23 protein-coding genes and 2 tRNA genes are annotated in these 23,985 nt (G+C 66.5%); 10 read left to right on the forward strand and 15 right to left on the reverse strand.

Translation table 11 applies throughout. The features are described from left to right. Positions 1–13: 13 nt before the first annotated feature. From O6Y00_RS08535 to O6Y00_RS08555, 5 genes are read right to left on the reverse strand one after another with little or no spacing between them, the layout of a single operon-like run. Complete coding sequence (locus O6Y00_RS08535) at positions 14–808, reverse strand: MetQ/NlpA family ABC transporter substrate-binding protein (RefSeq protein WP_353442151.1); 795 nt, start codon at positions 806–808, stop codon at positions 14–16. An 8-nt stretch (positions 809–816) separates the two neighbouring features. Continuing rightward, complete coding sequence (locus tag O6Y00_RS08540; protein ID WP_333928460.1) at positions 817–1,479, reverse strand: methionine ABC transporter permease; 663 nt, start codon at positions 1,477–1,479, stop codon at positions 817–819. Next, positions 1,476–2,210, reverse strand: coding sequence for a methionine ABC transporter ATP-binding protein (locus tag O6Y00_RS08545; RefSeq protein WP_353442152.1), 735 nt, complete (start codon positions 2,208–2,210; stop codon positions 1,476–1,478). Before O6Y00_RS08545 ends, O6Y00_RS08540 begins: the two co-directional genes overlap by 4 nt. Further along, positions 2,207–3,223: an LLM class flavin-dependent oxidoreductase gene (locus O6Y00_RS08550; protein WP_353442153.1), complete on the reverse strand. Its 1,017-nt coding sequence runs from the start codon at positions 3,221–3,223 to the stop codon at positions 2,207–2,209. The genes O6Y00_RS08545 and O6Y00_RS08550 overlap by 4 nt, the downstream gene beginning before the upstream one ends. Further along, the gene (locus O6Y00_RS08555; RefSeq protein WP_353442154.1) at positions 3,223–4,128 is read right to left on the reverse strand and encodes an ATP-grasp domain-containing protein; all 906 of its coding nucleotides are present in this window, start codon (positions 4,126–4,128) and stop codon (positions 3,223–3,225) included. The genes O6Y00_RS08550 and O6Y00_RS08555 overlap by 1 nt, the downstream gene beginning before the upstream one ends. Before the next feature lie 114 nt (positions 4,129–4,242). Here O6Y00_RS08555 and O6Y00_RS08560 point away from each other — a divergent pair, with 114 nt between their 5' ends. Next, on the forward strand, positions 4,243–4,863 hold the full coding sequence (locus O6Y00_RS08560) for a peptidylprolyl isomerase (protein WP_353442155.1): 621 nt from the start codon (positions 4,243–4,245) through the stop codon (positions 4,861–4,863). 231 nt (positions 4,864–5,094) lie between these two features. On the opposite strand, the gene O6Y00_RS08565 is transcribed toward O6Y00_RS08560, so the two are convergent. Beyond that, the gene (locus O6Y00_RS08565) at positions 5,095–5,979 is read right to left on the reverse strand and encodes a diacylglycerol/lipid kinase family protein (protein ID WP_107955329.1); all 885 of its coding nucleotides are present in this window, start codon (positions 5,977–5,979) and stop codon (positions 5,095–5,097) included. Between the two features lie 92 nt (positions 5,980–6,071). Here O6Y00_RS08565 and hemB point away from each other — a divergent pair, with 92 nt between their 5' ends. Genes hemB through O6Y00_RS08580 form a run of 3 tightly spaced genes read left to right on the forward strand, consistent with a single transcriptional unit; the run spans position 6,072 to position 9,833 of the window. Next, the gene (hemB, locus tag O6Y00_RS08570; protein WP_353442157.1) at positions 6,072–7,064 is read left to right on the forward strand and encodes a porphobilinogen synthase; all 993 of its coding nucleotides are present in this window, start codon (positions 6,072–6,074) and stop codon (positions 7,062–7,064) included. After that, complete coding sequence (locus tag O6Y00_RS08575) at positions 7,061–7,600, forward strand: GNAT family N-acetyltransferase (protein WP_353442158.1); 540 nt, start codon at positions 7,061–7,063, stop codon at positions 7,598–7,600. Before hemB ends, O6Y00_RS08575 begins: the two co-directional genes overlap by 4 nt. Further along, positions 7,593–9,833 (forward strand): fused MFS/spermidine synthase, encoded by a 2,241-nt coding sequence (locus O6Y00_RS08580; protein WP_353442159.1) that lies wholly within the window; start codon positions 7,593–7,595, stop codon positions 9,831–9,833. The genes O6Y00_RS08575 and O6Y00_RS08580 overlap by 8 nt, the downstream gene beginning before the upstream one ends. A 6-nt stretch (positions 9,834–9,839) precedes the next feature. Here the strand turns inward: O6Y00_RS08580 and O6Y00_RS08585 are convergent, their stop codons facing one another. Next, positions 9,840–10,349, reverse strand: coding sequence for a hypothetical protein (locus tag O6Y00_RS08585; protein ID WP_353442160.1), 510 nt, complete (start codon positions 10,347–10,349; stop codon positions 9,840–9,842). A gap of 94 nt (positions 10,350–10,443) precedes the next feature. Between O6Y00_RS08585 and O6Y00_RS08590 the strand changes: the two genes are divergently transcribed. The 3 genes from O6Y00_RS08590 to O6Y00_RS08600 all read left to right on the forward strand — a co-directional run bounded on the left by O6Y00_RS08590 (position 10,444) and on the right by O6Y00_RS08600 (position 11,851). Then, positions 10,444–10,520, forward strand: a tRNA-Arg gene (locus O6Y00_RS08590). Positions 10,521–10,570: 50 nt separating this feature from the next. Next, a tRNA-Arg gene (locus tag O6Y00_RS08595) sits at positions 10,571–10,647 on the forward strand. A 253-nt stretch (positions 10,648–10,900) separates the two neighbouring features. Continuing rightward, complete coding sequence (locus O6Y00_RS08600; RefSeq protein WP_353442161.1) at positions 10,901–11,851, forward strand: alpha/beta fold hydrolase; 951 nt, start codon at positions 10,901–10,903, stop codon at positions 11,849–11,851. A gap of 323 nt (positions 11,852–12,174) precedes the next feature. Here O6Y00_RS08600 and O6Y00_RS08605 read toward each other — a convergent pair whose 3' ends face one another. From O6Y00_RS08605 to yaaA, 5 genes are all read right to left on the reverse strand, one after another. Then, entirely contained in the window at positions 12,175–12,525 is a 351-nt protein-coding gene (locus O6Y00_RS08605) for a DUF952 domain-containing protein (RefSeq protein WP_353442162.1), read from the reverse strand. Further along, positions 12,522–15,287 carry a DNA gyrase subunit A gene (gene gyrA, locus O6Y00_RS08610; RefSeq protein ID WP_056062720.1) on the reverse strand — a complete coding sequence of 922 codons (2,766 nt, stop codon included), beginning with the start codon at positions 15,285–15,287 and terminating at the stop codon, positions 12,522–12,524. Before gyrA ends, O6Y00_RS08605 begins: the two co-directional genes overlap by 4 nt. Before the next feature lie 121 nt (positions 15,288–15,408). Continuing rightward, on the reverse strand, positions 15,409–15,690 hold the full coding sequence (locus tag O6Y00_RS08615; protein WP_353442163.1) for a hypothetical protein: 282 nt from the start codon (positions 15,688–15,690) through the stop codon (positions 15,409–15,411). Between the two features lie 253 nt (positions 15,691–15,943). Beyond that, positions 15,944–16,630, reverse strand: a complete 687-nt coding sequence (locus O6Y00_RS08620) for an SDR family NAD(P)-dependent oxidoreductase (protein WP_353442164.1) — start codon at positions 16,628–16,630, stop codon at positions 15,944–15,946. Further along, positions 16,627–17,376: a peroxide stress protein YaaA gene (gene yaaA, locus O6Y00_RS08625; RefSeq protein WP_353442165.1), complete on the reverse strand. Its 750-nt coding sequence runs from the start codon at positions 17,374–17,376 to the stop codon at positions 16,627–16,629. Before yaaA ends, O6Y00_RS08620 begins: the two co-directional genes overlap by 4 nt. Positions 17,377–17,538: 162 nt before the next feature. On the opposite strand from yaaA, the gene O6Y00_RS08630 reads away from it, so the two are divergent. After that, entirely contained in the window at positions 17,539–18,831 is a 1,293-nt protein-coding gene (locus O6Y00_RS08630; RefSeq protein ID WP_353442166.1) for a hypothetical protein, read from the forward strand. Between the two features lie 206 nt (positions 18,832–19,037). Here the strand turns inward: O6Y00_RS08630 and O6Y00_RS08635 are convergent, their stop codons facing one another. Further along, positions 19,038–19,505 (reverse strand): Lrp/AsnC family transcriptional regulator, encoded by a 468-nt coding sequence (locus O6Y00_RS08635; protein ID WP_353442167.1) that lies wholly within the window; start codon positions 19,503–19,505, stop codon positions 19,038–19,040. A 174-nt stretch (positions 19,506–19,679) separates the two neighbouring features. On the opposite strand from O6Y00_RS08635, the gene O6Y00_RS08640 reads away from it, so the two are divergent. Next, positions 19,680–21,590, forward strand: a complete 1,911-nt coding sequence (locus O6Y00_RS08640) for a sensor histidine kinase (protein WP_353442168.1) — start codon at positions 19,680–19,682, stop codon at positions 21,588–21,590. Next, positions 21,587–22,582, forward strand: coding sequence for a WalW protein (locus tag O6Y00_RS08645; protein ID WP_353442169.1), 996 nt, complete (start codon positions 21,587–21,589; stop codon positions 22,580–22,582). Before O6Y00_RS08640 ends, O6Y00_RS08645 begins: the two co-directional genes overlap by 4 nt. A gap of 274 nt (positions 22,583–22,856) precedes the next feature. Here the strand turns inward: O6Y00_RS08645 and rpsI are convergent, their stop codons facing one another. Further along, positions 22,857–23,414, reverse strand: coding sequence for a 30S ribosomal protein S9 (rpsI, locus tag O6Y00_RS08650; RefSeq protein WP_082441435.1), 558 nt, complete (start codon positions 23,412–23,414; stop codon positions 22,857–22,859). Further along, entirely contained in the window at positions 23,414–23,893 is a 480-nt protein-coding gene (gene rplM / locus O6Y00_RS08655; protein ID WP_082441436.1) for a 50S ribosomal protein L13, read from the reverse strand. Before rplM ends, rpsI begins: the two co-directional genes overlap by 1 nt. Positions 23,894–23,985 lie beyond the last annotated feature (92 nt).

Below are 23,985 nucleotides of genomic sequence, written 5' to 3' on the forward strand. Positions count from 1 at the left end.
GGTCGCGCCGGTATCAGAACGCCGGGAGGACCGCACCCCGATAATGCTGCTCGATGAAGGTCTTGGTGGCCGGGCTGCGCAACGCGGCGATCAGCTTCACGACGCGCGGATCCTTCTCGCCGCTGGGCAGGCCGACGACGAAATTGACGTAGGGGCTGTTCTTGTCCTCGATCGCGAGCGCGTCGCGGACCGGGTTGAGCTTCGCGTCGAGCGCGTAGTTGGTGTTGATCAGCGCGAGATCGACCTCGCCGAGCGTGCGCGGCAGGGTGGCACCCTCTAGTTCCTTGAATTGCAGGTTCTTCGGGTTGGTGGCGATGTCGTTGAGGCTCGACAGCGGGTTGGTCGGGTTCTTGAGCGTGATCAGCCCGGCCTTCTGGAGCAGCAGCAGCGCGCGGCCGCCGTTGCTCGGCTCGTTCGGGATCGCGACGGTCGCGCCGTTGGGGATCTGCGCGATCGACTTCCACTTACGCGAATAGGCGCCGAGTGGTTCGACGTGGACGCCAGCATAGGTCACGAGATGCGTGCCGCGCGAGGCATTGAATTCGTCGAGATACGGCTTGGTCTCGAAATAGCTGACGTCGATCTGCTTCTGCTCGACCTGCAGGTTGGGCTGGACGTAGTCGTTGAAGACGCGGATCTGGAGGTCGACGCCTTCCTTGGCGAGCGTTGGCTTGATCGACTCAAGAATCTCGGCGTGCGGCACTGCGGTCGCGGCGACGGTCAGCGTCTTGCCGTCGTTGGTCTTGGTCCCCCCACAGGCGGCGAGCGCGAGCAGTGACAAGGTAGCGAGCAGCGTGCGGCGGTTCATGGCAGTTCCTAGCGGCGGGTGAAGTGGCGGGCGAGCGCGTCGCCGGCATATTGGATGATCTGGACGAGCACGACCAGCAGCACGACGGTGACGACCATGACGTCGGTCTGGAAACGCTGATAGCCGAACCGGATCGCGAGATCGCCGAGCCCACCCGCGCCGACCACGCCCGCCATCGCGGTGAACGATACGAGCGCGACCGCGGTGACGGTGGCGCCGGCGATCAAGCCGGGGAGGGCTTCGGGGATCAGCGCGCCGGTGACGATCTGGCGCGTGGTGGCGCCCATCGCCTGCACCGCCTCGATCGTGGTGCGGTCGACTTCCTTGAGCGATCCCTCGACCAGGCGCGCGTAGAACGGCGCGGCGCCGACGACGAGCGGCGGGATCGCGCCGGCGACGCCGAGCGAGGTGCCGACGAGCATCACGGTGAGCGGGATCATCACGATCAGCAGGATGATGAACGGGACAGAGCGCAGGATGTTGACGATGACGCCGAGCACGACGTTGGCGACGCGGTTCTGCGACAGGCGGCCCTGGCCGGTGAGGTAGAGCAGGACGCCGAGCGGCAGGCCGAACGCGATCGTCAGGATCAGCGATCCGCCGAGCATGATCAGCGTGTCGAGGCAGGCCTGGCCGATGTCCGACCAGTCGATGTTGGCGAAGAAGCTCATGCCGCCAGCGCCGCCAGCATGCGCTGCGTTGCCGGGTGCGCGGCGTTGGCGAAGATGTCGGTGACGTCGCCGGTCTCGACGATGCGGCCGCGTTCGAGGACGGCGACGCGGTCGCAGACGTAGCGGACGACATCCATTTCGTGGGTGATCAGGACGATCGTGAGGCCGAGGTCTCGGTTGAGCTCTCGGAGGAGGGTCAGGACCGAGCGGGTGGTCTCTGGATCCAGCGCGCTGGTGGCTTCGTCGCAGAGCAGGATGTCGGGGTCGGTGGCGAGCGCGCGGGCTATGCCGACGCGCTGTTTCTGGCCGCCTGAGAGTTGGGCGGGGTATTTGGCGGCGTGATCGGCGAGGCCTACGCGGTCGAGCAGTGCGACGACCTTGGTTTCGCGCTCGGCCTTGGATACGCCCGCGAGCACCAGCGGGAACGCGACGTTCGCCGCGACCGTGCGCGACGTGAGCAATCCGAAATTCTGGAAGATCATGCCGATGCGGCGTCGTAGCGCGCGCAGGTCCGAAGCTGACAAAGCCGCCACGTCGACGCCATCGACCTCTACCCGGCCCGAAGTCGGGCGTTCGAGCGCGTTGATCAGGCGGATCAGCGTCGACTTGCCCGCGCCGGACTGGCCGATAACCCCGAACACGCTGCGCGCCGGAATCTCCAGCGAGACCCCGTCGAGGGCCGCTGCTTCGCTGGCCGGGTAGGTCTTAACGACGTCAGTGAGGCGGATCATGCGGAGCCCATGACCTGCACCGCGAACCGCTCCATTTCCTCGGCCTGCGGGCTCATCTGGAGCAGCAGCAGGTCGAGACCGGCCGCCTCATACTCAGCGACGCGCTCCTTCAACTGCTCGGGTGTACCGACCAGATTGGGGCGCAGGCCGCGGTTGGAGACGGAGTATTCCTGGATCTTCAACTCGCGTTCAAGCTGCGTGCCCGACAGCCACTGGTCGAAATTCGCATAGCCCGCGGGGAGTTCGGTGACGCTGGTGATGCGCTCCAGCTCGCGCTTCGCCTCCGCCTCGCTGTCGCGGACGATCGCGTAGGCGGCCATGCCGTATTGCATCGGTGCGCCGCCAGCTGCTTCGCGTCGGGCCGCCATGTCGGCGATCTTGGGGGCGATCGCGTCGGCGGGGTCGCCGTGCATGACGTACGCGTCGCACTGCGCGGCGATCATCGCCTTGGCCTTCTCGCTCTCGCCGCCGGCATAGACGGTCGGGCGCTTGGCGGGCTTGGGGGAGCAGATCGCCTGCTCGGTGGTGTAGAACTGGCCCGCGAAGTCGAAGCGCTCCTGCGTCCAAAGCCCATCGACGACGGTCAACCATTCGGCGGTGCGCGCGTAGCGATCGTCGTGCTGGTCGAACTGGAGGCCGTATTGCTTGGCTTCGTCCGCCCACCAGGACGACACGACGTTGAGCGCGAGCCGCCCGCCCGAGATCCGGTCGATGTTCGCCGCTGCTTTCGCAAACAGCGCGGGGTGGTGGAAGTTCGGGCGGACCGCGACCATCAGCTCGATGCTGTCGGTCACCGCCGCGAGCGCCGCCGCAGTCGACCATGCGTCAAGCGCGGGCTGTTCGATGCCCTTGATATCGTTGAGGTTCAACTCGGCGATCAGCGTCAGGTCGTAACCCCAGCGCTCGGCATTCTGAGTCAGCGCCTTGGTGTACGCCCAACTCGCCTCCATGCCCTCGTCGGGGACGTTGCGGAGCCAGCCGCCGAAGACGGGAGTCCAGAAACCATAGCGCATCAGCGGGCCTTCTCGATCTGTTCGACGAGGTAATCGACGAGGCGGTCGTGCGGATCCCAGCCGAGCACATCCAATGGCTTGGCGACGAAGTTCGACAGCGCGTTGATGTCGTAGAAGCGCGCGACGCCGTCGCGGTCGTCGATCATCACCTCGACGCCGCCGACGTCGAGATCGACCGCGCGGGCGATCGCTTCGGCGGCGTCCTTCAAGGTCTGCGAGGGATCGACCGCGGCCATCTTGATGCCCGAGCCGGGGACGACGCACGCGTCTGCGGGGCAGAGATCGAATGCGCCGCCGCCTGCGACCTCGATCGCGTAGAGGAATTTGCGGTCGAGCGTCTCGATCCGGGTGATCGCGCCGTCGCGGACGGGGACGTATTCCTGGACCAGCAGGACGCCGTCGACGCTGCTCGGCAGGCCTGCGTCGGCGACGGCGGTGCGCAGTTCGTCGAGGCTGTCGAAGCGGATGATGCCAGCGCCCGATCCGCCGATGTTCGCCTTCACGACCAGCGGGAAGCGGAGCGTCTGTGCGGCGGGGACGACGTCGGCGGCGCGGTGGACGACGCGGGTCTCGGGGATTGCGAGGCCGAGCGAGGCGATCAGCGATAACTGTCGTGCCTTGGAGGCGTCGATCGCGAGGACTTCTGTGCCGTTTACCACGCGCGCACCAGTGCGGCGCCAGTGATCGAGCATCGCCATCGTGTCGAAGATCGGATGCTCGTCGTCGCGCAGGAAGCTCGACATCGCGATGCGGTTGAAGACGACGGGGGCGGGGGCGCTCTGGTCGGCGGGGTTCCAGAAGCCATCTGGCGTGGCGCGGGTGAACGCGACGCCGCGGCGGTCTAGGGCGGCGAACAGCGGTTCGAACCAGAGCGGGTGCTCGTAGAGAATGGCGAGATCGGTCATCGCGACCCGGATACGCATTGCGTGCGGACGTGCAAACCCAAGCAAAACTTTGCCGCGCGCAATATCGTGTCGCGGGGCCGCTGACAGGAGCGGGGCAACGCGGTAGCGTGGCGGATGATCTCCAGATTCGTCACGCTCGCTCTTGCCGTTCTCGGCGCCGTTTCCGTCTCGGCGCAGGGGGCTCCGCCTGCGCCTTCGCCTGTCGTCCCGGCGACGGTTTCGATCGTGATGACGACGAGCGAGGGGCCGATCACGCTGGCGCTGGAGAAGGAGCGCGCGCCGCTGACGACCGCGAACTTTCTTCGCTATGTCGACCAGAAGCGGCTTGATGGGGTGACGTTCTACCGCGCGATGAAGCTCGGGGTGGACTCTGGGTTGATCCAGGGCGGGCCGCAGGGCGAGGTGAAGCGTCTGTTGCCGCCGGTGAAGCATGAGCCGACTAGCCAGACCGGGTTGTCGCATGTCGACGCTACGATCTCGATGGCGCGGTTTGCGCCGGGGAGCGCGACGGCGGACTTCTTCATTACCGTCGGGCCGGTGTTGTCGCTCGATGCTAGTCCGGCGGGGAGTGGGGATACGGCTGGGTTTGCGGCGTTCGGGCATGTTGTCGAGGGGATGGATGTGGTGAAGCGGATTCTTGCTGCGCCGACTTCGCCGACTGCCGGGGTTGGGGTGATGAAGGGGCAGATGATCGCTGCGCCGGTTAAGATTTTGACGGTGCGGCGGGTCAAGTAACGCCGCCCTTCAATTCCACCCCGGCGGAGGCCGGGGCCCAATTGGGGAACGTTGCTAACGTAGGACTGCGATCAGTTACTCCGGCCTTTCCAATTGGGCCCCGGCCTTCGCCGGGGTGGTGGCTCGTGAGGCAGGCTATCGTGACCCAATGTTTTTTCCCCGCGAAGGCGGGGACCCAGTCTGGCCTCCCGCCTTCGCGGGAGAACAAGGGCGCGGGGCTGGCCTTCGCCCTCAGGCCGGCGCCATAACCCGGATGATCCCTGCCGCGACCTTTGCCGTTACCGGGGTCTTCGCCAGCACTTCGCCATCGATCGAAATCGGCAATGGCGGGATGGTGTTGATCTTCAGGCTCTTTCCCCGAAAATCGCGCACCTTTTCGTGGCGTGACTCGAGCCGGAACACGCTGGCATACCAGTTCTGTACCAGCCGCCGCTTAACATGCCCCATCACCGCCTGCACCACGATCTCGCCCGAATCGACTGCCGCCGCATCCACCAGTTCGGTGCCGCCATGATACGGCCCGTTTGAGATGCGCACCTCGACCACGCGGATCTTCACCGCGGTCGGGCCCTCGCCAACGATCAGCGTGAACGGGCGGAAGCGCATGTATTGATACGTCGCCCAGGCCAGATAGCCGACCTTGCCGAAGATCTTCTTCAAGGCATGCGGGACCGTCTCGGCGATCTTCGGGCTGATGCCCATCGCCGCGCAGTTCGCGAAATAATCGCCGTCGATCATGCCGAGATCGATCCGGCGGGGCTTGCCGGTACGGATCACTTCGACCGCGCCTTCGATATTCAACGGAATACCGAGCGTGCGTGCGAAGCTGTTGGCGGTGCCGAGCGGGAGCACGCCGAGGATCACGTCGTGGCCGACCATAAGGTCGACCAGTCCGCTGACCGTACCGTCGCCGCCGCCCAGGATCAGTAGGTCCGGCTTCTTCGCCAGCGCCCGCAGCACCGTCGCCTCCAGATCCTTCGGATCCTCGACCGCATGCGCGTCGACCTCATAAGGCAGCCCCGACATCGCCGCACACGCGCGCTTGAACAGCTTCTGGCCCTTGCGCGACTTGGCGTTGACGACGAGCGCCGCGGACGTGATCGTATCGTTCGACATAAGGCCCCCAACGCACGGCATGCGGTTTCGCACCCGTAACGCTTTACCCGTAAAACTTGATCCGTCGCCGCGCATCCCGCAAAGCCCGCCGCATGACCGCAAGCTATCCCGCGCTTCGCCTCCGTCGCACCCGCGCCTCCGCCTGGAGTCGCCGCCTCCATGCCGAGACCGTGCTGACGCCCGCCGACCTGATCTGGCCGTTGTTCGTCACCGAGGGAGCCGGCGTCGAGCAACCGATCGCCAGCCTGCCGGGCGTGTCGCGCTGGTCGGTCGACGGGATCGTCGCGCGGGGCCGCGAGGCTCGTGACCTCGGCATCCCGTGCATCGCGCTGTTCCCGTACACGCAGGTCGAGCGCCGGACCGAGGATGGTCGCGAGGCGCTCAACCCCGACAACCTCATGTGCCAGGCGATCCGTGCGCTGAAGGATGCGGTGCCCGAGGTCGGCGTGCTGACCGACGTCGCACTCGATCCGTACACTAGCCACGGCCATGACGGTCTGGTCGACGCGGCCGGCTATGTCGTCAACGACACCACTGCCGAGATGCTCGTCGCGCAGGCGCTCAACCAGGCCAACGCGGGTGCGGACATCATCGCGCCGTCGGACATGATGGACGGCCGGATCGGCATGATCCGCAGCGCGCTCGAGGCGGACTCTCACCACAACGTCCAGATCATGTCCTACGCCGCCAAGTACGCTAGCGCGTTCTACGGGCCGTTCCGCGATGCGGTCGGTTCGCGCGGACTGCTCAAGGGCGACAAGAAGACGTACCAGATGGACAACGCCAACGCCGAGGAAGCCATTCGCGAGGTCGCGATGGACCTGGCGGAGGGCGCCGACACGGTGATGGTCAAGCCCGGCCTGCCGTATCTCGACATCATCGTCCGCGTGCGACAGGCATTCGAGGTGCCGGTGTTCGCGTACCAGGTGTCGGGCGAATACGCGATGGTCGAGCACGCGGTCGCGGCGGGCGCTGCCGAGCGCGACGTGATGGTGCTGGAGACGCTGATGTCGTTCAAGCGCGCCGGCTGCTCGGGCGTGCTGACCTACCACGCGGCGCATGCGGCGAAATTGCTCGGCGGATGATCCAGACCGAACGGCTGATCTTGCGTGGCTGGCGTGATGACGATGCCGCCTTGCATCATGCGATGTGCGCCGATCCGGCGGTGATGGCGTATCTCGGGCCGGCGCCGACGCCGGCCGACTCCGCCGCGGTGGTGGCACGCCAGAAGGCGATGTTGGCCGACTATGGTGCGTGCTTCTGGGCGCTCGAACGACGGGATACCGGCGCGTTTATCGGCTGGTGCGGGATCAAGCCGGGCCCGGTCGGTACGCCGATCGACCGGAAACCCGAGATCGGCTGGAGCCTCGTCCAAAGCGAATGGGGGCAGGGCTATGCACGAGAGGCAGCGGACGCTTCCTTCGCCTGGGGTTGGCGCGAGATGGGCTTGCCGACGGTCTGGGCGATCACCGTCCCTGCAAACACGGCCAGCCGTGCGCTCATGGAGCGGCTCGGGATGACCCGCGTGGTCGATGGCGATTTCGATCACCCGAAGCTCGCCGAAGACGACCCGCTTCGTCGCCATCTTCTCTACCGGATCGACCGTCCCGCCCATGTCTGACAGCGATGCGATGGAAGTGCGGCCCCTGATGGCGCGCTGGTGCCGGACGATGTTCGTCGCGACGATCCTGACGGGATCGTTCCTGTTGTTCCTCGTCCAGCCGATGGTGGCGCGGATGGCGTTGCCGCGACTGGGTGGCGCGCCGGCGGTGTGGAACTCGGCGATGCTGGTGTACCAGGCGTTGTTGCTCGCGGGCTATGCGTATGCGCATTGGCTTGGCCGGGTGCGGCCGCGGGCGCAGGCGGCGATCCACCTTGGCGTGCTGATCGTTGCGGCACTTTGGTTGCCCATAGGGTTGATCGCGATGGACCTGCCGGCGGACGCGTTGCCGGCCTTGTGGGTGCCGTGGCTGCTCGGGCTGTCGATCGGACCGTTGTTCTTTGCGGTATCCGCGCAGGCGCCGCTGATCCAGCGCTGGTTCAGTGCGGCGAGCGGGGGCGGCGATCCGTATGCGCTGTATGCCGCGTCCAATCTCGGCAGTTTCGCGGGGCTGATCGCGTACCCGTTGCTGGTCGAGCCGCTGATGGCGGTGCACGGGCAGAGTCTGTTGTGGAGCGGCGGGTATCTGCTGCTGATCGTGCTGGTGCTCGCCTGCGCCACGCGCTTGCCCAAGACCGCGGCGGTCGATCATGTCGCCGCAACCAGCGCGCCTCCGGGCGCGCGGCGGATCGCGCATTGGATCGCGCTGGCGCTCGTGCCGTCGGGGATGATGCTGGCGACGTCGACCTATATCACTACCGATATCGTCGCGATGCCGCTGCTGTGGGTGATCCCGCTCGGGCTGTACCTGCTGAGCTTCAGCGTGGCGTTCGCGAACGATCGCTGGCTTGCCGACCTGCTCACGCGGATCGCGCCGATCACGATTTTGCTGTTCGGCGGGATCATCATGGGCGGGGTCAACGAGCGGCCGTTCTTCAGCGCGGGGATCGCGCTGGTGCTGTTGTTCATGATCTCGGTCGCGCTACACACCACGCTGTACCGCAAGCGGCCGGCGCCGGATCGACTGACCGGCTTCTATCTTGCGATGTCGGCGGGTGGCGCGCTCGGCGGCGTGTTCGCTGCGCTGGTGGCGCCGGTGGTGTTCGACTGGACGTATGAGTATCCGCTGCTGATCCTGGCGGCGGGCGCGCTCGTGCCGCAACTCTATCTGCTCGCGCAATTCCGCGCCTTGTGGACCGCGAGGGGTCGGACGCGATGGCTGGCGCTCGCCGCGATCATGCTGGTGCTGCTGGTCGTCGCCGGCCTGCGGATCACGCATCCGGACGGAATATTCGGCGAAAGCCGCCAGGGCCCAGACTTCCTCGTCATCGCGACGCTCGGTTTTATCGCGATCGGCGCGCGCTTTCCGTACATGGTCGTGCTGGCGGGCGCGCTCGTTCTGTTCGGCGGCTATCGGTCGCTCGAACTGTCGATCGAGTCCGGTGCTCGCGTCCGCAGCTACTTCGGCGTCTACACCGTGCGTGACGAGCCGGGGCCCAATGGCGGCACGCGCGAACTCGATCACGGCACGACCGTCCACGGCATCCAGCTGCGCGGATCGCCAGTCCGCGAGCGCACGCCGACCACCTATTACGCACAGGGCTCGGGCGTCGGGCAGGCGATGCTCGCCGCCCCAGCGCTCTATGGTCCAAACGCGCGGATCGGCGTGGTCGGGCTCGGGACCGGGACGCTGGCGTGTTACGCAAAACCCGGCCAGCGCTGGCGGTTCTACGAGATCGACCCGGCGGTCGTCGCGATCGCGCGCGACACCGGCCAGTTCACCTATCTGTCAAAATGCCTGCCGAACCCGGAGATCCGGATGGGCGATGCGCGGATCGCGTTGACGCACGATGCGTCGAACACGCTGGACCTGCTCGCCCTCGATGCGTTCTCGGCGGATTCCGTGCCGATGCACCTGATGACGCGCGAGGCGTTCGCGACCTATGGGCGCGTACTCGCGCACGACGGCCTGTTGCTGGTGCACGTCTCGAACCGCTTCATCGATCTCGAACCGGTGGTGGCGGCGGCGGCGCGCGAAGGTGGCTGGACCGCGGTCATCCTGCGGTACCGACCGTCCAGCCTGCTGGTCGACCGCGCTTCGCCGTCGGACTGGGTGGCCTTGTCGCGCGATCCCCGCGCGATCGCCGCGATCCGCGCCGACGATCCAGGCTGGGTCGCGCTGACGCCGCGCGCGGGCTTCACGGGGTGGACCGACGACTATTCGACGATCCTGCCGCTCCTGAAAGGGTTTTAGGCGCGCTCAGGCAGCGGGCAGGCCGGCCTGGATGCGTGCGATCGTCGCGCCTTCGCGGTCGGTCTCTGCCTGCGCCTTCTCGCGGATGGCGGCCAGCGCGGGGTAATCGGGCTGCAGCTTGGCGGCACGGTCGGTCGCGCGCGATTCGATGTCGGTGACCAGCGACGAACTCTGCGCCCGCCAGTCGTCGAGCGCAGCCAGTGCAGACTGCGCGGCGATCCAGCCCTCGCTACCCACCGCCGCGCCGCGGCCGACCCGCGCCGCGGCCTCCGCCTTGGCCGCGTCCCGCGCGAACCCTTTGGCAATCGCATCCAGCTTGCCGGAGATCGTCACGATCTCGGCATCGAGCGCCGGATCGGGCGCCGCGACCGCGGTCTTCACCTCGGGCTCGGCAAACCCGAGCTTCTCGATCGGGCGGACGCCAAGCGACGGATAGCTGACCTTGTCCTGACTGCACGCGCCCACGGCGACGATCAGGACCAGCGGTGCGAAGCGGAGCGAAGCGGCGTGTTTCATGCCCGTCGCTCTATGCCGCCGCGTCTCGCGACACAACTTTATCTCGCTACGCCCTTGCACCGCCGAAAATGCCTGCTATCAGCGCCCCTCCAGTGCACCCATAGCTCAGCTGGATAGAGCATCAGACTACGAATCTGAGGGTCGGGCGTTCGAATCGCTCTGGGTGCACCAGGATTTTCCGCTTCATAGCGGGCTTGTCGAACCGGTCACGGGACGGCGATGCACCCATAGCTCAGCTGGATAGAGCATCAGACTACGAATCTGAGGGTCGGGCGTTCGAATCGCTCTGGGTGCACCATTCTCCATCATCGGGTCTTCGGCGATATCGCGATACGATCGTGCCGTCGCGTCGTGGCGCGCCTGCACCATCGATCGAACGCGACGCGGGCTTTGCTCGGCAATCAGGTCTCGTATCGTGCCGGCTCGTCTATCTACCGGCGCATCTCCTTCGCGGGTCCGGCGTTCGATGCGGGCGACGGTTCCGCGATGGGTGCTGCGACTTTGGACACTGCCGCGCGTTCGGGTCACAAGGGATTGCGAAGGAGAGTGTCATGAGGCGGACGGGCAAGGGATTGATCGGTGGCGCGGTGTTCGCGGCGGTGTCGGGGATCGCGCTGTCGCTCTATTCGAGCCGGATCGCACGGCGGGCGGAGGAGATGGTTCCGGCCGAGGGTCGCTTTCTCGACGTGCCGGGCGCACGGCTGCATTATATCGACGTCGGCAGCGGGCCGGCGATCGTCATGGTCCACGGCCTTGGCGGGCAGCTGCGTAATTTCAGCTATGCGCTGGTCGACCTGTTGAAGGACGACTTCCGCGTGATCGTCGTCGACCGGCCGGGCTCGGGCTATTCGACCGCGATCGGCAACACGACGCCGGGGATCGTCGCGCAGGGCGCGATCATCGCCGACTTCATCCAGAAGCTCGGGCTCGACCGGCCGTTATTCGTCGGTCATTCGCTTGGCGGTGCGATCGGGCTGGCGGTCGGGCTCGATCATCCACATCTGGTCCGCGCGCTGGCGCTGATCGCGCCGCTGACCCGGCCGCAGGAAGAGGTGCCGGAGAGTTTCCGTGGCCTCGCACGGGTGCCGGCCGGGGCGCGTCGCGGGTTTGCGCAGATCATCGGCACGCCGCTGAGCCGGCTGACCTCGGCAAAGACGCTCGAGGGCATTTTCGAGCCCGAAGCGGTGCCGGCGGATTTCGCGATCCGCGGTGGTGGCGCACTGTCGCAACGGCCGATCGCGATCGCGGCGGCGGCGGCGGATCTGGGCGGTGTGAACGACGATCTGGTGCCTATGGTCGAGCGATACGGCGAGATCGGCGTGCCGACGCGGATCCTTTTCGGTCGCCAGGATGCGATCCTCGATCCGGCGTATAACGGCCACCGGACGGCTGCAGCGATCCCGGGCGCGAAGATCGACACGATCGAAGGCGGCCACATGATCCCGGTGACGGCGCCGGAGGCATGCGCGCGGTTCGTGCGGGCTGCGTTTGCGGCGGGGTGAGGGTTCACCCCAGTAGTTTGTCCACCCCGGCGAAGGCCGGGGCCCAATTGGAAAGGTTGATGCAACTTAGGGTTGCGGTCCGTTAGCTACCTTCCCCAATTGGGCCCCGGCCTTCGCCGGGGTGGAGCTTTGTGGAGGACGGCGCGCGCAACTGGGGGTCGGCGGTGGAGCGAGGTACTACCGCCCATCCGAAACGGCACCGGTAACTCGCGCCGATCTGCCACAATCGAACGCCATCTCCCGCTCCTTGTTCTCGCGCGAAGGCGGGAGTCCAGACTGGGCTCCCGCCTTCGCGGGAGAATATGCTTGAGTTTGAGTACCGGTCAGCCCGCGACGGGGAGCTTCACCTTGCCGGCTTCGTCGCGTTCCAGAGCGCCGTAGGACAGCACCACTTCCAGTAGCATCGGCCCGCCATAGATGTGCGGGAACAGCTGTCCCCCCCGCGACTCTTCCCACTTCACATCGTCGCCGAGCGCTTCGAGATCGATCGCGGCCACATACAGGTCCGACTGATCGGCAAAGTGCTTGTCGACCGTCTCCGTCAGCTGCTCCGCCGTCGACAGGTGGATATAGCCATCGGCGACATCCACCGGCGCGCCTGCAAAGCTTCCGCTTTCCAGGGTCGCCAATTGCTCCCCCGTCAGCACCTTATAGGCGATCGGATCGCGGCTCATTCGCCGTCCTCCGGGCCTGCTGCGTCGTCCTCGCCGATCGTCGCGCCGGTATCCGGAGCGACCTCGGGCACGGCGTCCGCCAGGTTGATCTCGGCGTCTTCCTCGGTTTCCTCGATCCGTGCGGCCGAGACGACATGCTCGCCCTTCGCCACGTCGAACAGCTTCACGCCGGCCGAATTGCGGCTGATGACGCGGAGCGACGCGAGCGTCGTGCGGATCAGTTTTGCCTGGTTGGTCACCAGCATCAGCTGATGGCCCTTCGCCGCCGCGAAGCTCGCCACGACCGGGCCGTTGCGCGCGATGTTGTCGATGTTGGTGATGCCCTGGCCACCGCGACCGGTGCGGCGGTAGTCGTAGGCGCTCGACAGCTTGCCATAGCCGTTCTCGCAGACTGTCAGGATGAACTGCTCGCGGTCCTTGAGATCGTTGTAGCGGTCGGCGCCCATGCCGTGATCGCCCTCGCGCTCGCCCTTCCACGGTGCGAACTTGAGGTAGGTCTCGCGCTCCTCGGGCGTCGCGCCGACGCGGTGCAGGACCGACAGCGAGATGACCTCGTCGTCGCCCTTGAGCGTGACGCCGCGCACGCCGGTCGACGTCCGGCTCTGGAACTCGCGGACGTCGTCGCCGGCAAAGCGGATCGCCTTGCCGAGCTTGGTCGCAAGCAGCACGTCGTCATGCTCGCTGAGCAGCGCGACGCCGATCAGCTTGTCCTCAGACCCTTCCTCGAAGCGCATCGCGATCTTGCCGTTCGACGGCACGTTGGTGAACGCGTCCATCGCGTTGCGGCGCACGAGGCCGCGCTGCGTCGCGAACATCACGTGCAGGCGGCTCCACTCGCTCAGATCCTCCGGCAGCGGAAGCACGGTCGAGATCGTCTCGCCCGGTGCCAGCGGCAGCAGGTTGATCATTGGCCGACCACGCGTGGCGGGGCCACCCTCGGGCAGGCGCCAGACCTTGTAGCGATAGACCTTGCCGAGGTTCGAGAAGAACAGCACCGGGGTGTGCGTCGAGGTGACGAACAGCTCGGTGACGACGTCCTCGTCCTTCGTCGACATGCCCGCGCGACCCTTGCCGCCACGCGCCTGCGCGCGGAACGTGTCGAGGCTGGTGCGCTTGATATAGCCCTGCATGGTCACGGTGACGACCATGTCCTCGCGCTCGATCAGGTCCTCGTCGTCGATGCCGTTGGCGGCGGCGGCGATCTCGGAACGGCGCGGCGTGGCGAATTCGTCGCGGATCGCGATCAGCTCGCCGCGCATCACTTCGTACAGCTTCGCACGATCGCCGAGGATGTGGAGCAGCTCGCCGATCGTCGCGGCCAGCGCCTTCAGCTCGTCGCCGATCTCGTCGCGGCCGAGCAATGTCAGGCGGTGCAGGCGGAGATCGAGGATCGCGCGGACCTGCGGCTCGGACAGCTTGTAGATGCCGTCGGCCTGCTTGTCCTCGACCGCCTCGACCAGTGCGATGTACGGCGCGATCTCCTCGACCGGCCATTCGCGGGCGAGCAGCTTGCCGCGTGCTTCGGCGGGGCTGGACGATCCGCGGATGATCTTGACGACTTCGTCGAGGTTGGTGACCGCGATGACGAGACCGAGCAACAGATGCGCGCGCTCGCGTGCCTTGGCGAGCTCGAACTTCGAGCGGCGGGTGATGACCTGCTCGCGGAAGGTGATGAACGCGCCGATGATGTCGCGCAGGTTGAGCAGCTCGGGACGGCCGCCGCGGATCGCCAGCATGTTGGCGGGGAAGCTCGACTGCGCGGGCGTGTGCCGCCAGAGCTGGTTGAGCACCACGTCGACGGTCGCGTCGCGCTTCAGGTCGATGACGATGCGGACGCCCATCCGGCTCGATTCGTCGCGGATGTCGCTGACGCCTTCGATCCGCTTGTCCTTGGCGGCTTCGGCGATCTTCTCGACCAGGCCGTTCTTGCCGGTCTGGAACGGGATCTCGGTGAGGACGATCGAGCGACGGTCGCCCTTGCCCTCCTCGACGATGTGGCGCGAGCGGACGATAATCGAACCGCGGCCGGTCTCGTAAGCAGACTTGGCGCCTGCACGGCCGAGGATGATCGCGCCGGTCGGGAAGTCGGGACCGGGGACGATCTCGAACAGTTCCTCGGTCGTGATCGCGCCATTGTCCATGTAGGCGAGGCACGCGGCGATGACTTCGCCCAGATTGTGCGGCGGAATGTTGGTCGCCATGCCGACCGCGATGCCGCCCGCGCCGTTGACCAGCAGGTTCGGGAAGCGCGCCGGCAACACCGAAGGCTCGCGCTCCGAGCCGTCATAGTTGGGCGTGAAGTCGACCGTGTCCTTGTCGAGATCGCCGAGCAGCGCGTTCGCCACCTTGCCGAGACGAGCCTCGGTGTAGCGCATTGCCGCGGGTGGATCGGGATCCATCGAGCCGAAGTTACCCTGGCCGTCGATCAGCGGCACGCGCATCGACCAGTCCTGCGTCATGCGGGCCAGTGCGTCGTAGATCGAGCTGTCGCCGTGCGGATGGTATTTACCCATCACGTCACCGACGATGCGCGCGGACTTGCGGTATGGCTTGCCGGCGACGAAGCCGCTTTCGTGTGCGCCGTACAGGATGCGGCGGTGGACGGGCTTGAGGCCGTCGCGGACGTCGGGCAGCGCGCGCGCGACGATGACGCTCATCGCGTAATCGAGATAGCTCGACTTCATCTCGTCGACGATCGAGATCGTGGCGATGCCGGCGGGCTCGCCGCCCTGGGGTTCGGCGAGTATAGTCTCGTCGGTCAAATCTGAACGCTTTCGGCTTGTTGCGGTATGATGACATACCTTAGCCGAGGGGGGGGCACCTTACTACCCCCGCGCACGCGTACGCACGCGAGGGAGCAAGGTTTCATCGTTAATTCGAGGCTTATTTGCAAGCCGTCTTGGTCTTGTTGCCGGCGAGCGAGCAATTGTAGGTGACGGACTTGCCGTTCGCGAGCTTGGTGGTGACCATGCGGCCCTTGGCGACGGTCGTGGTGCGCTTGGCGACCTTGGTGTTGCCCATCGGCGTGGTCGTCTTGGTCGTGGTCGTGTGCGTCGCGACGGTCTTCGGCTTGACGGTCGTTTGCGCCTGGGTCGCGGCGACTGCTGCGGTGCCGGACAGCAGCGTAGCGGCGGCGAGGATCGCGAGGGGGAGGGACTTGATCATGCGGGTATCCTCTCGTTTCGGCCTTGGTGGACGATGCGGAGGAGACTGCGCCGGGGGACCTGAACGGAGTGTGGCAGGCAGGTGAAATCCGCGTCATGGATTGGGCGGCGGAGGTCGGCGATCCTCCCCCGCCAGGGGGAGGTGGCGCCGAAGGCGACGGAGGGGGAGGACACGGAACAGAGGTTGCGCTTGCCTCCCCCACCGTCTGGCAAGAGCCAGCCACCTCCCCCTTGCGGGGGAGGATTGCGGGTTACTAAGGCGTGACCTCTACCCCATCCCAGGCGAACAGTTTGCCGCTGTCCGGCGCGCGCAGGCCGTCGATGACGTCGAGTAACTGCACCGCCGCGCGGTCCGCCTTGAACAGGTTGCCGGGCGTCACGTTGCCCTGGAACGGCTTCGACAGGCCGGTGTCGACTGTGCCGGGATGCAGGCCGACGACGATCCCGCTCGAATTGCGGCGCTTGTCCTCGATCGAGATCGTCTTCACCAACTGGTTCAACGCCGCCTTCGACGCACGGTACCCATACCAGCCGCCCAGCTTGTTATCGCCGATGCTGCCGACACGAGCAGACAGCACCGCGAACACGATCCGCCCCGCCTTCGGCATCGTCGGCAAAAAGTGCTTCGCCGCCAGCGCCGGCCCAATCGCGTTGATCGCGAAGTTGCGCGCCATCCACACCGGATCGAGCTCGCGCATCGCCTTCTCCGGCCCCTTGTCGCCGTCGTGCAGCAAGCCCGTCGCGACGATCACCAGTGTCGGCGAGCCTACCCGCAAAGCGGCCGCCGCAATGCTCGCCTCGTCCTCCAGGTCGAGATGCCGATCACCACTCTCCGACCGCGCGAACCCGTAGACCTTGTCGAAAGCCCCTTCCTCGATCAGCGCCTCCTCCAGCGCCTCGCCGATGCCGCCCGAGACGCCGATGACGACCGCGCTGCTCACTTGCGGACGAACCGGAACTGCGCGTCGCTGCTGCCCGCCGCGTCATAGGCATAGCCGTCGCTGTCGAACCCCTTGATCCCATCGATGTCGTCGACACGGTGCTCGACCAGCCACCGCGCGACCATCCCGCGGGCCTTCTTCGCGTGGAAGCTGACGAACTTCTGCGCCTCGCCCTCGCGGAAATCGATCGCGACGACGCGGATCGACTTAGGCAGCTTGCCATCCGCCGCCGCCCAATATTCCTGGCTGGCAAGATTCAGGATCGTCCCCGACCCCTCCGCCTCGACGTCGTCCGCGAGCAGCTTGGCGATCCGATCGCCCCACCAGTCGGTCAGCTTGGTTTTCCGCGGCGCCCAACGCGTGCCCATTTCCAGCCGGTAGGGCCGCATCAGGTCGAGCGGCCGCAACAGGCCGTACAGCCCAGACAGCATCCGCACATGATCCTGAGCGTAATCCACCGCTGCCTCGTCGAGCGTCTTTGCTTCCAGCCCGGTATAGACGTCGCCGGCAAACGCGAACATCGCCGGCCGCTCGGGCAGCGTGTCGAAATCGCGATACCGGTCCGCGTTCAGCTTCGCCAGCGCGGGCGAGATGTGCATCAGTGCCGACAGCTTCTTCTGCGTCAGATGCGCGGCGGCATGCGCGAGCGTCGTCGCTTCGGCCGCAAACCGCGGAACGGTGGGGTCTAGATTGGGCAACGCGCTGTCATAGTCGAGCGTCTTGGCGGGCGAGAGGACTGCGATCATGCGCGCGATCTAGCCATGCCGGCCAACGCGTTCAATCGACGTTCACGCGGTATTTTCCATCCGGGGGATCCTGACCGCTTGCTTGAACGTATGCATGGCGGACCATATAGCGTCGCGGCGCGCCGCTTACGGACGGGACCGACGCAAAGGGAGAGTTTCCGGATGAAGACCATTTCCAAGCTTGCACTGGTTGCTGCATTTGCCACCGGCGCCAGCAGCATGGCGCTCACTGCGCCCGCCTTCGCCAAGGACAAGAAGGCCGACGCGCCCGCGACCGAGAAGCTGAGCCCCGAGGTTCAGAAGCCGGGCATCGCTGCGCAGACCGCGCTCGCAGCCAAGGATTACGCCGGCGCTCAGGTCGCGATCGATCAGGTCGATGCGGCCGCCAAGAGCGATTACGAGAAGTATATCGGGGCAGCGCTGCGCTATCAGCTCGAATCCGAAAAGCTGGCCGCCGGACAGGCTGCCAACCCGAATGCACCGATCAACGAGACGACGCTCGCCAAGCCGCTCGACATGCTGATCGCCAACCCCGCGACGCCGGCTGCCGATCGTGGCCGCTATGCGTATCGCCGCGGTGCGCTGGCGTTCAACGGCAAGCAGTACCCGATCGCGCTCCAGTATTTTGCCAAGGCCAAGGAACTCGGCTACAACGATCCGAACCTGCCGCTGCAGATCATCAAGGCGAAGATGGATAGCGGCGACGTTGCCGGTGCCACCGCCGATCTCGATGCAAGCATCGCGCAGATGACCGCATCGGGCCAGAAGGCACCCGAGGAATATTACCGCTACGCGATCGCGAAGTCGTATGCGGCCAAGCGCAACGCCGACACGATGGCGTGGCTGAAGAAGTGGATCACGGCATACCCGTCCGCCAAGAACTGGCGTGACGTGCTGATCCTGTCGGGGATCCAGGCGAACGCACTGATCCCGCTCGACGAAGCGCAGAAGGTCGACATCTTCCGCCTGATGCGGGCGACCAATTCGCTCGCCGATCAGACCGACTATCTGCAATATGCCGACAGCGTCAACCGTCGCGGCCTGCCGAGCGAGGCGCAGGCGGTGATCAAGGAAGGCATGGCGCAGGGCAAGATCCCGGCCAGCAACACCATGGCGAAGGGCCTGCTGGCGGACGCAACCAAGAACGTCGCCGCCGATGGCCCGCTGTTGGGCCTCGAAAAGCGCGCTGGGGCCGCCCCCAACGGCAAGCTCGCCGCGGGTACGGCGGATGCCTATCTCGGCCAGAACAACTACGCCAAGGCGGTCGAACTGTACCGCGTCGCCCTGCAGAAGGGGGGCGTCGATGCCGACGACGTGAACCTGCACATGGGCATCGCGCTCGCGCGTTCGGGTGACAAGGCCGGGGCCGCAAGCGCGTTCTCGGCGGTGAAGGCGTCGCCCAAGGCGGACGTCGCAGGCCTGTGGACGACGTGGCTCGGCGCACCGGCCGCGTAAGCGACTGGTCTCTGGCTGAAGAGCGGGGCGGCAGCGATGCCGCCCCGTTTTCGTTTGAGGGGCCGTTGATCCCCCCCCGGCCGGCGGGGGCGCCGAAGGCGACGGAGGGGGAAGGCACGGAGCAGAGGTTTACCTTACCGCCCCCTCCGTCCCGCTAGCGCCACCCACCTTCCCTTGCGGAGGAGGATCCCAAGATCAGAGGTCCGTTATTCCACCACAACTGGGATTCCCGACAAGGCCTTCGCGGTGCGGATCGTCAAGGACGTCTTCACGCTCGCGACATTCGGGGCGGGGGTGAGGTGGGTGGTCAGGATCTCCTGAAAGCTCCTGAGGTCGGGGGCGACGATCTTGAGAATGAAGTCGATCTCGCCGTTGAGCATGTGACATTCGCGGACCTCGGGAATATCCGCGATATGGGCCTCGAATGCCGCGAGATCATGCTCTGCCTGACTGCGCAGGCTGACCATCGCGAACACCGTGATCGGAAAGCCCAACTGGCTGGCGTCCAGATCGGCATGATAGCCACGGATCGCACCTGCCTCCTCCAGCGCGCGGACGCGACGCAGGCACGGCGGCGCGGTCAGCCCAACCTGATCTGCCAGGTCGACGTTGGTCATCCGACCGTCGGCCTGCAGCAACGACAGGATCTGCCGATCGATCCGGTCAAAACTCATGTCTCGCAACTCCCGATAAACTTCGCAAACCAAGCGGTTCCTTTCCCATAGCGATAAGATTGTTGCGGCGAAACGCAATTGTCCCACATTGCGACGAACACCTGCGCATACGAAAATGCGTGGTTTCGTCGCGTCGATGGCCGCGTTAAGGAATCGGTACGGGGGGCATGCTAGGTGCAGCTCCAGCCGGGGGACGATGTGCGGTTCGACGACAGCCTGAAGACGATCCTCTCCGCCGACATGGCCACCGGTTTCGGCGCACAGTCCGCGTGGCGACAGCTGGTCGATCTGATGGGGCGCGGCAAGGTGGCGGTCGACGAACCGGCGATCGCGCGGCTGCGGCTGCTCCGGCAAGCGGTCCCGGCTAACGTACGCGCGGCCAGTGCGCGTGCGCTCGCGTTCGCCAGGCCCGACGCTCGGCTTGTGGGATTCTTCGCCGAGGACGAACTGGCGATCGCCGCGCCGGTGCTGCGCACGGCGAGCTTGGCAGCCGACGACTGGCTGGCGATCCTGCCGCGGTTGATGCCGGCGACACGGTCGGTGCTGCGTCATCGTCGCGACCTGCCGATGGCAGTGCAGCGCGGCCTGCAAAGCTTCGGCGCGACGGACTTCGTCCTGCCGCAACCCGCCGGCCAAGCCGACGCCGCGCCGGATCCAAGTCCGGCGATCGCCGAGCCACCGCCGGAACCCGCCGCCGAAACCGCACAACCGCTTCCGGCAGCGGAGCCTGCCACGATCGAAACGCCGCGTGCGCCGCTTGGCGAGACGTCGTTCATGGCGCTCGGCGATGTCGCCCGCGGCCTGCCGCTGGTTGCCGAAGCCCTGCGTCACGCCCAACACGCCGAGGTCGCGCCACCCATAGTCGTGGGACCCGAATCGAGCGCGCAGGCGGGCGGACGGTTCGAGATCTCCGACCTCGTGGCGCGGATCGAGGCCTTCAACCGCGATCGCACGCTCGACGAGGCATCGTCCGCACCGGTTGCGGCAGAGGCCGAGACGTTTCGCTACGAAACCGACGCGAGGGGGATCATCCGCATGGTCGAGGGCGTCGCGCGATCCGCGTTGATCGGCGTATCGCTCGGTTATGCGGCGCAGCAGGGCGAGGCGCATCTCGACGGGGTCGCCGCCGGCGCGTTCCGCCGCCGCTCGCGGTTCAGCGACGCCCGGCTTGAGGTCGGCGGGCTGTCCGATGCGTTCGGATCGTGGCGGCTGTCCGGCGTGCCCGCGTTCGACCATGACAGCGGCCGCTTCACCGGTTTTCGCGGGACCGCACGCCGCCCGCGCCGCGACGAAACCGCCGAACCGCCGCGCGGCGCCGAGCACGCGCCATCCTCGACCGTGTCGGATTCGCTCCGCCAGCTGGTGCATGAGTTACGGACGCCGACCAACGCGATCGCCGGGTTCGCCGAGCTGATCGAGACGCAACTGCTCGGGCCCGTATCGCCAACCTACCGCGACCGTGCGACGACGATCCGGACGCAGGCGTCCGATCTGCTCGCGGCGATCGACGACCTCGACACCGCCGCGCGGATCGAGGGGCATGCGCTCGATCTGCGCACGACGACGGTGCCTGTCCTGCCGCTGCTCGACCGAGTCATGCAGGATCTGGCGCCGCTCGCCGGATTGCGCGGCGCACGCCTGGCGGTGAGCGCTCCGGCAGGCGACTGCGACATTCTGGGCGACGACCGCGCGGTCGAGCGACTGATCGGTCGATTGCTCGCGGCGCTGGTCTCGGCGTGTCGGACCGGCGAACGGATCGGGATCGTGGTGCGGCCGCTGGCCGATACCGTGAGCATCGAGTTCGATCGGCCGGCAGCCCTGGCTGCGCGCACCGCCGACATCCTGCTGAGCATCGATGCCGAGCAGGACCAGGATGGCGACGGTGCGCCGTTGCTCGGCACGGGGTTCGCGCTCCGTCTGGCACAGAATCTGGCCGTCGAACTTGGTGGGGTGCTGACGATAGGAACAGATCGGCTGACCCTCCAGCTTCCCGCGGCGCAGGCATTTGCAATGCAGGCGAAGGCGATGCAGGCGGTAGCGGCGCAGTCGTCGACGGAGGGGCGGATCGTCGAAGACCAGCGGTGATCGCAGGCCGCGCGTATCGTCCACCACCGCCGACCGCGGCGCAACGCATCGCCTGGCCGGACGATTTCGGCACGCGTTTCACGGTGTTCGTCGACGTCGAGGAGGAGTTCGACTGGCATGCGCCGCTCGACACCCGCAACCGCGCGACGACCGCGATGGCGGCGTTTCCCGACGCGCATCGCCGCTTCGCCGAGCGCGGGGTCGGCCTGACCTGCATGGTCGACCACCCGATCGCGACAGATCCGGCGTCGGTCGCGATCTTGTCGCGGGTCGTGGAGGATGGACGATCCGAGATCGGCACGCAGCTTCATCCTTGGGTCAGCCCACCGTTCGCCACGGCGACGACTCCCGGCGACAGCTATGCCGGCAATTTGCCAGCGGCGCTGGAAGCCGCGAAACTTGCGACGCTGACGACGGCGATCACGACCGCGTTCGGCTCGGCACCGCGCGCGTATCGGGCGGGCCGTTACGGGATCGGGCCGCGCAGCTTCGACCTGCTCGCCAGGCTTGGTTACCGGATCGATAGTTCGGTGCGTCCCGGCTACGATTACAGCGCCGACAGCGGTCCCGATTTTGCGACGGCGGATGCTCAGGCCTACCGCGTCGGAGACGTCGTCGAATTGCCCTTGACCACGGTGTTCACGGGACGGGCGCGTCGTGGTGGAGCTTTGCTCTATCGCGCGCTGAGCTACGTGCCGAAGGGCAGGGGGGCGTTCGCACGCGCAGGCCTTCTATCCCGGATCGCGCTCACGCCGGAGGATATGCCGATCGACGCCGCGCTCGAAGCGGTCGCGGTGGCGGCGGGCGAAGGCCTGCGGCTGCTCAACCTGTCGTTCCACTCGCCGTCGCTGGTGCCGGGGCATACGCCGTACGTGCGCGACGCCGCTGACCTTAAACGTTTCCACACGTGGTGGACGACGATACTCGACGAATTCGACCGTCGCGGCATCCGCAACGCCTCGCTGAACGAGATTATTGCCGCGCTAGGCTAGGCCGTCGCGTCCGAACGATCCTCCCCCGCAAGGGGGAGGTGGCGCCGAAGGTGACGGAGGGGGAGGGCACGGAGCAGCCGTTTTCCCTACCTCCCCCTCCGTCTGGCGAGGGCCAGCCACCTCCCCCTGGCGGGGGAGGATCGCAGAGTGCGTCAATCGCGGCGCTGCACGCCTGCACGCACCCGAGGGCGATAGTGTCGTTCGCCAACCCAAAACCAGAAAGGGCGGCCCGTTGCCGGACCGCCCTTCTGATACGCAGATACTGAAAGCGAGATTAGCGCTTCGAGAACTGGAAGCTACGACGGGCCTTCGCCTTGCCGTACTTCTTGCGCTCGACGACGCGGCTGTCGCGGGTCAGGAAGCCTGCTGCCTTCACCGATGCGCGCAGCACCGGCTCGAAGCGGGTCAGCGCCTGGCTGATGCCATGCTTAACCGCGCCGGCCTGGCCCGAAAGACCACCGCCCTTGACGGTGCAGACGACGTCGTACTGACCTTCGCGCTCGGTGATGCCGAACACCTGGTTGATGACGAGACGCAACGTCGGACGTGCGAAATACACTTCCTGGTCACGACCGTTGATCGTGATCTTGCCGGTGCCGGGCTTGACCCAGACGCGCGCGACGGCGTCCTTGCGACGGCCGGTCGCATAGGCGCGGCCCTGCTTGTCGAGGATCTGCTCGCGCAGCGGCATCGGCTCGCGGACGGGCTCGTTCGAGACCGGCGCTGCGATATCGCCTTCGCTGGTCGGCAGGGCCTGCTCGGCGGGGGCAGCCGGCGCGGGCTGGTTGGTCAGGCTCGCGAGATCGGCGAGCGACTGGCGGTTGTCGGACATTATGCGCCCACCTTGTTCTTGCGGTTCATGCTGCCGATGTCGAGCACGGCAGGGTTCTGTGCCTCGTGCGGATGCTCGGTGCCCTTGAAGATACGCAGGTTGCGCATCTGCTCACGACCCAGCGGGCCGCGCGGGATCATGCGCTCGACAGCCTTTTCGAGAACGCGCTCCGGGAAGCGGCCGTCGAGGACCTTGGCGGCAGTGATGCCCTTGATGCCGCCGGCGTAACCGGTGTGCTTGTAATAGATCTTCTTCGCGGCCTTGTTGCCGGTAAAGCGGATCTTGTCGGCGTTGATCACGACGACGTTGTCACCGCAATCGACATGCGGGGTGAACGACACCTTATGCTTGCCGCGCAGGACGTTGGCGATGATCGATGCGGCACGGCCGACGACGAGACCTTCCGCGTCGACGATATGCCACTGCTTGTCCACCTCTGCCGGCTTTGCCGACTTGGTGGTCTTCATGAGCGCCTTCATGGGCGTTAGACCTTCCAGATTGAATGCAAGCGCACCAAGGGGAGGCCCCGCAGCGCGAATGCCGGCCTAATGCTGAAAGGGGGGCTTCAAGT

The sequence above is a fragment of the Sphingomonas faeni genome (assembly GCF_040407565.1).
Taxonomy (GTDB): domain Bacteria; phylum Pseudomonadota; class Alphaproteobacteria; order Sphingomonadales; family Sphingomonadaceae; genus Sphingomonas; species Sphingomonas faeni_F.

Bases quoted from the DNA above. Each gene is read 5' to 3' on its own strand.
- O6Y00_RS08535 (WP_353442151.1), bottom strand. From the start codon at position 808: ATGAACCGCCGCACGCTGCTCGCTACCTTGTCACTGCTCGCGCTCGCC.
- O6Y00_RS08540 (WP_333928460.1), bottom strand. From the start codon at position 1,479: ATGAGCTTCTTCGCCAACATCGACTGGTCGGACATCGGCCAGGCCTGC.
- O6Y00_RS08545 (WP_353442152.1), bottom strand. From the start codon at position 2,210: ATGATCCGCCTCACTGACGTCGTTAAGACCTACCCGGCCAGCGAAGCA.
- O6Y00_RS08550 (WP_353442153.1), bottom strand. From the start codon at position 3,223: ATGCGCTATGGTTTCTGGACTCCCGTCTTCGGCGGCTGGCTCCGCAAC.
- O6Y00_RS08555 (WP_353442154.1), bottom strand. From the start codon at position 4,128: ATGACCGATCTCGCCATTCTCTACGAGCACCCGCTCTGGTTCGAACCG.
- O6Y00_RS08560 (WP_353442155.1), top strand. From the start codon at position 4,243: ATGATCTCCAGATTCGTCACGCTCGCTCTTGCCGTTCTCGGCGCCGTT.
- O6Y00_RS08565 (WP_107955329.1), bottom strand. From the start codon at position 5,979: ATGTCGAACGATACGATCACGTCCGCGGCGCTCGTCGTCAACGCCAAG.
- hemB (WP_353442157.1), top strand. From the start codon at position 6,072: ATGACCGCAAGCTATCCCGCGCTTCGCCTCCGTCGCACCCGCGCCTCC.
- O6Y00_RS08575 (WP_353442158.1), top strand. From the start codon at position 7,061: ATGATCCAGACCGAACGGCTGATCTTGCGTGGCTGGCGTGATGACGAT.
- O6Y00_RS08580 (WP_353442159.1), top strand. From the start codon at position 7,593: ATGTCTGACAGCGATGCGATGGAAGTGCGGCCCCTGATGGCGCGCTGG.
- O6Y00_RS08585 (WP_353442160.1), bottom strand. From the start codon at position 10,349: ATGAAACACGCCGCTTCGCTCCGCTTCGCACCGCTGGTCCTGATCGTC.
- O6Y00_RS08600 (WP_353442161.1), top strand. From the start codon at position 10,901: ATGAGGCGGACGGGCAAGGGATTGATCGGTGGCGCGGTGTTCGCGGCG.
- O6Y00_RS08605 (WP_353442162.1), bottom strand. From the start codon at position 12,525: ATGAGCCGCGATCCGATCGCCTATAAGGTGCTGACGGGGGAGCAATTG.
- O6Y00_RS08615 (WP_353442163.1), bottom strand. From the start codon at position 15,690: ATGATCAAGTCCCTCCCCCTCGCGATCCTCGCCGCCGCTACGCTGCTG.
- yaaA (WP_353442165.1), bottom strand. From the start codon at position 17,376: ATGATCGCAGTCCTCTCGCCCGCCAAGACGCTCGACTATGACAGCGCG.
- O6Y00_RS08630 (WP_353442166.1), top strand. From the start codon at position 17,539: ATGAAGACCATTTCCAAGCTTGCACTGGTTGCTGCATTTGCCACCGGC.
- O6Y00_RS08635 (WP_353442167.1), bottom strand. From the start codon at position 19,505: ATGAGTTTTGACCGGATCGATCGGCAGATCCTGTCGTTGCTGCAGGCC.
- rpsI (WP_082441435.1), bottom strand. From the start codon at position 23,414: ATGTCCGACAACCGCCAGTCGCTCGCCGATCTCGCGAGCCTGACCAAC.
- rplM (WP_082441436.1), bottom strand. From the start codon at position 23,893: ATGAAGGCGCTCATGAAGACCACCAAGTCGGCAAAGCCGGCAGAGGTG.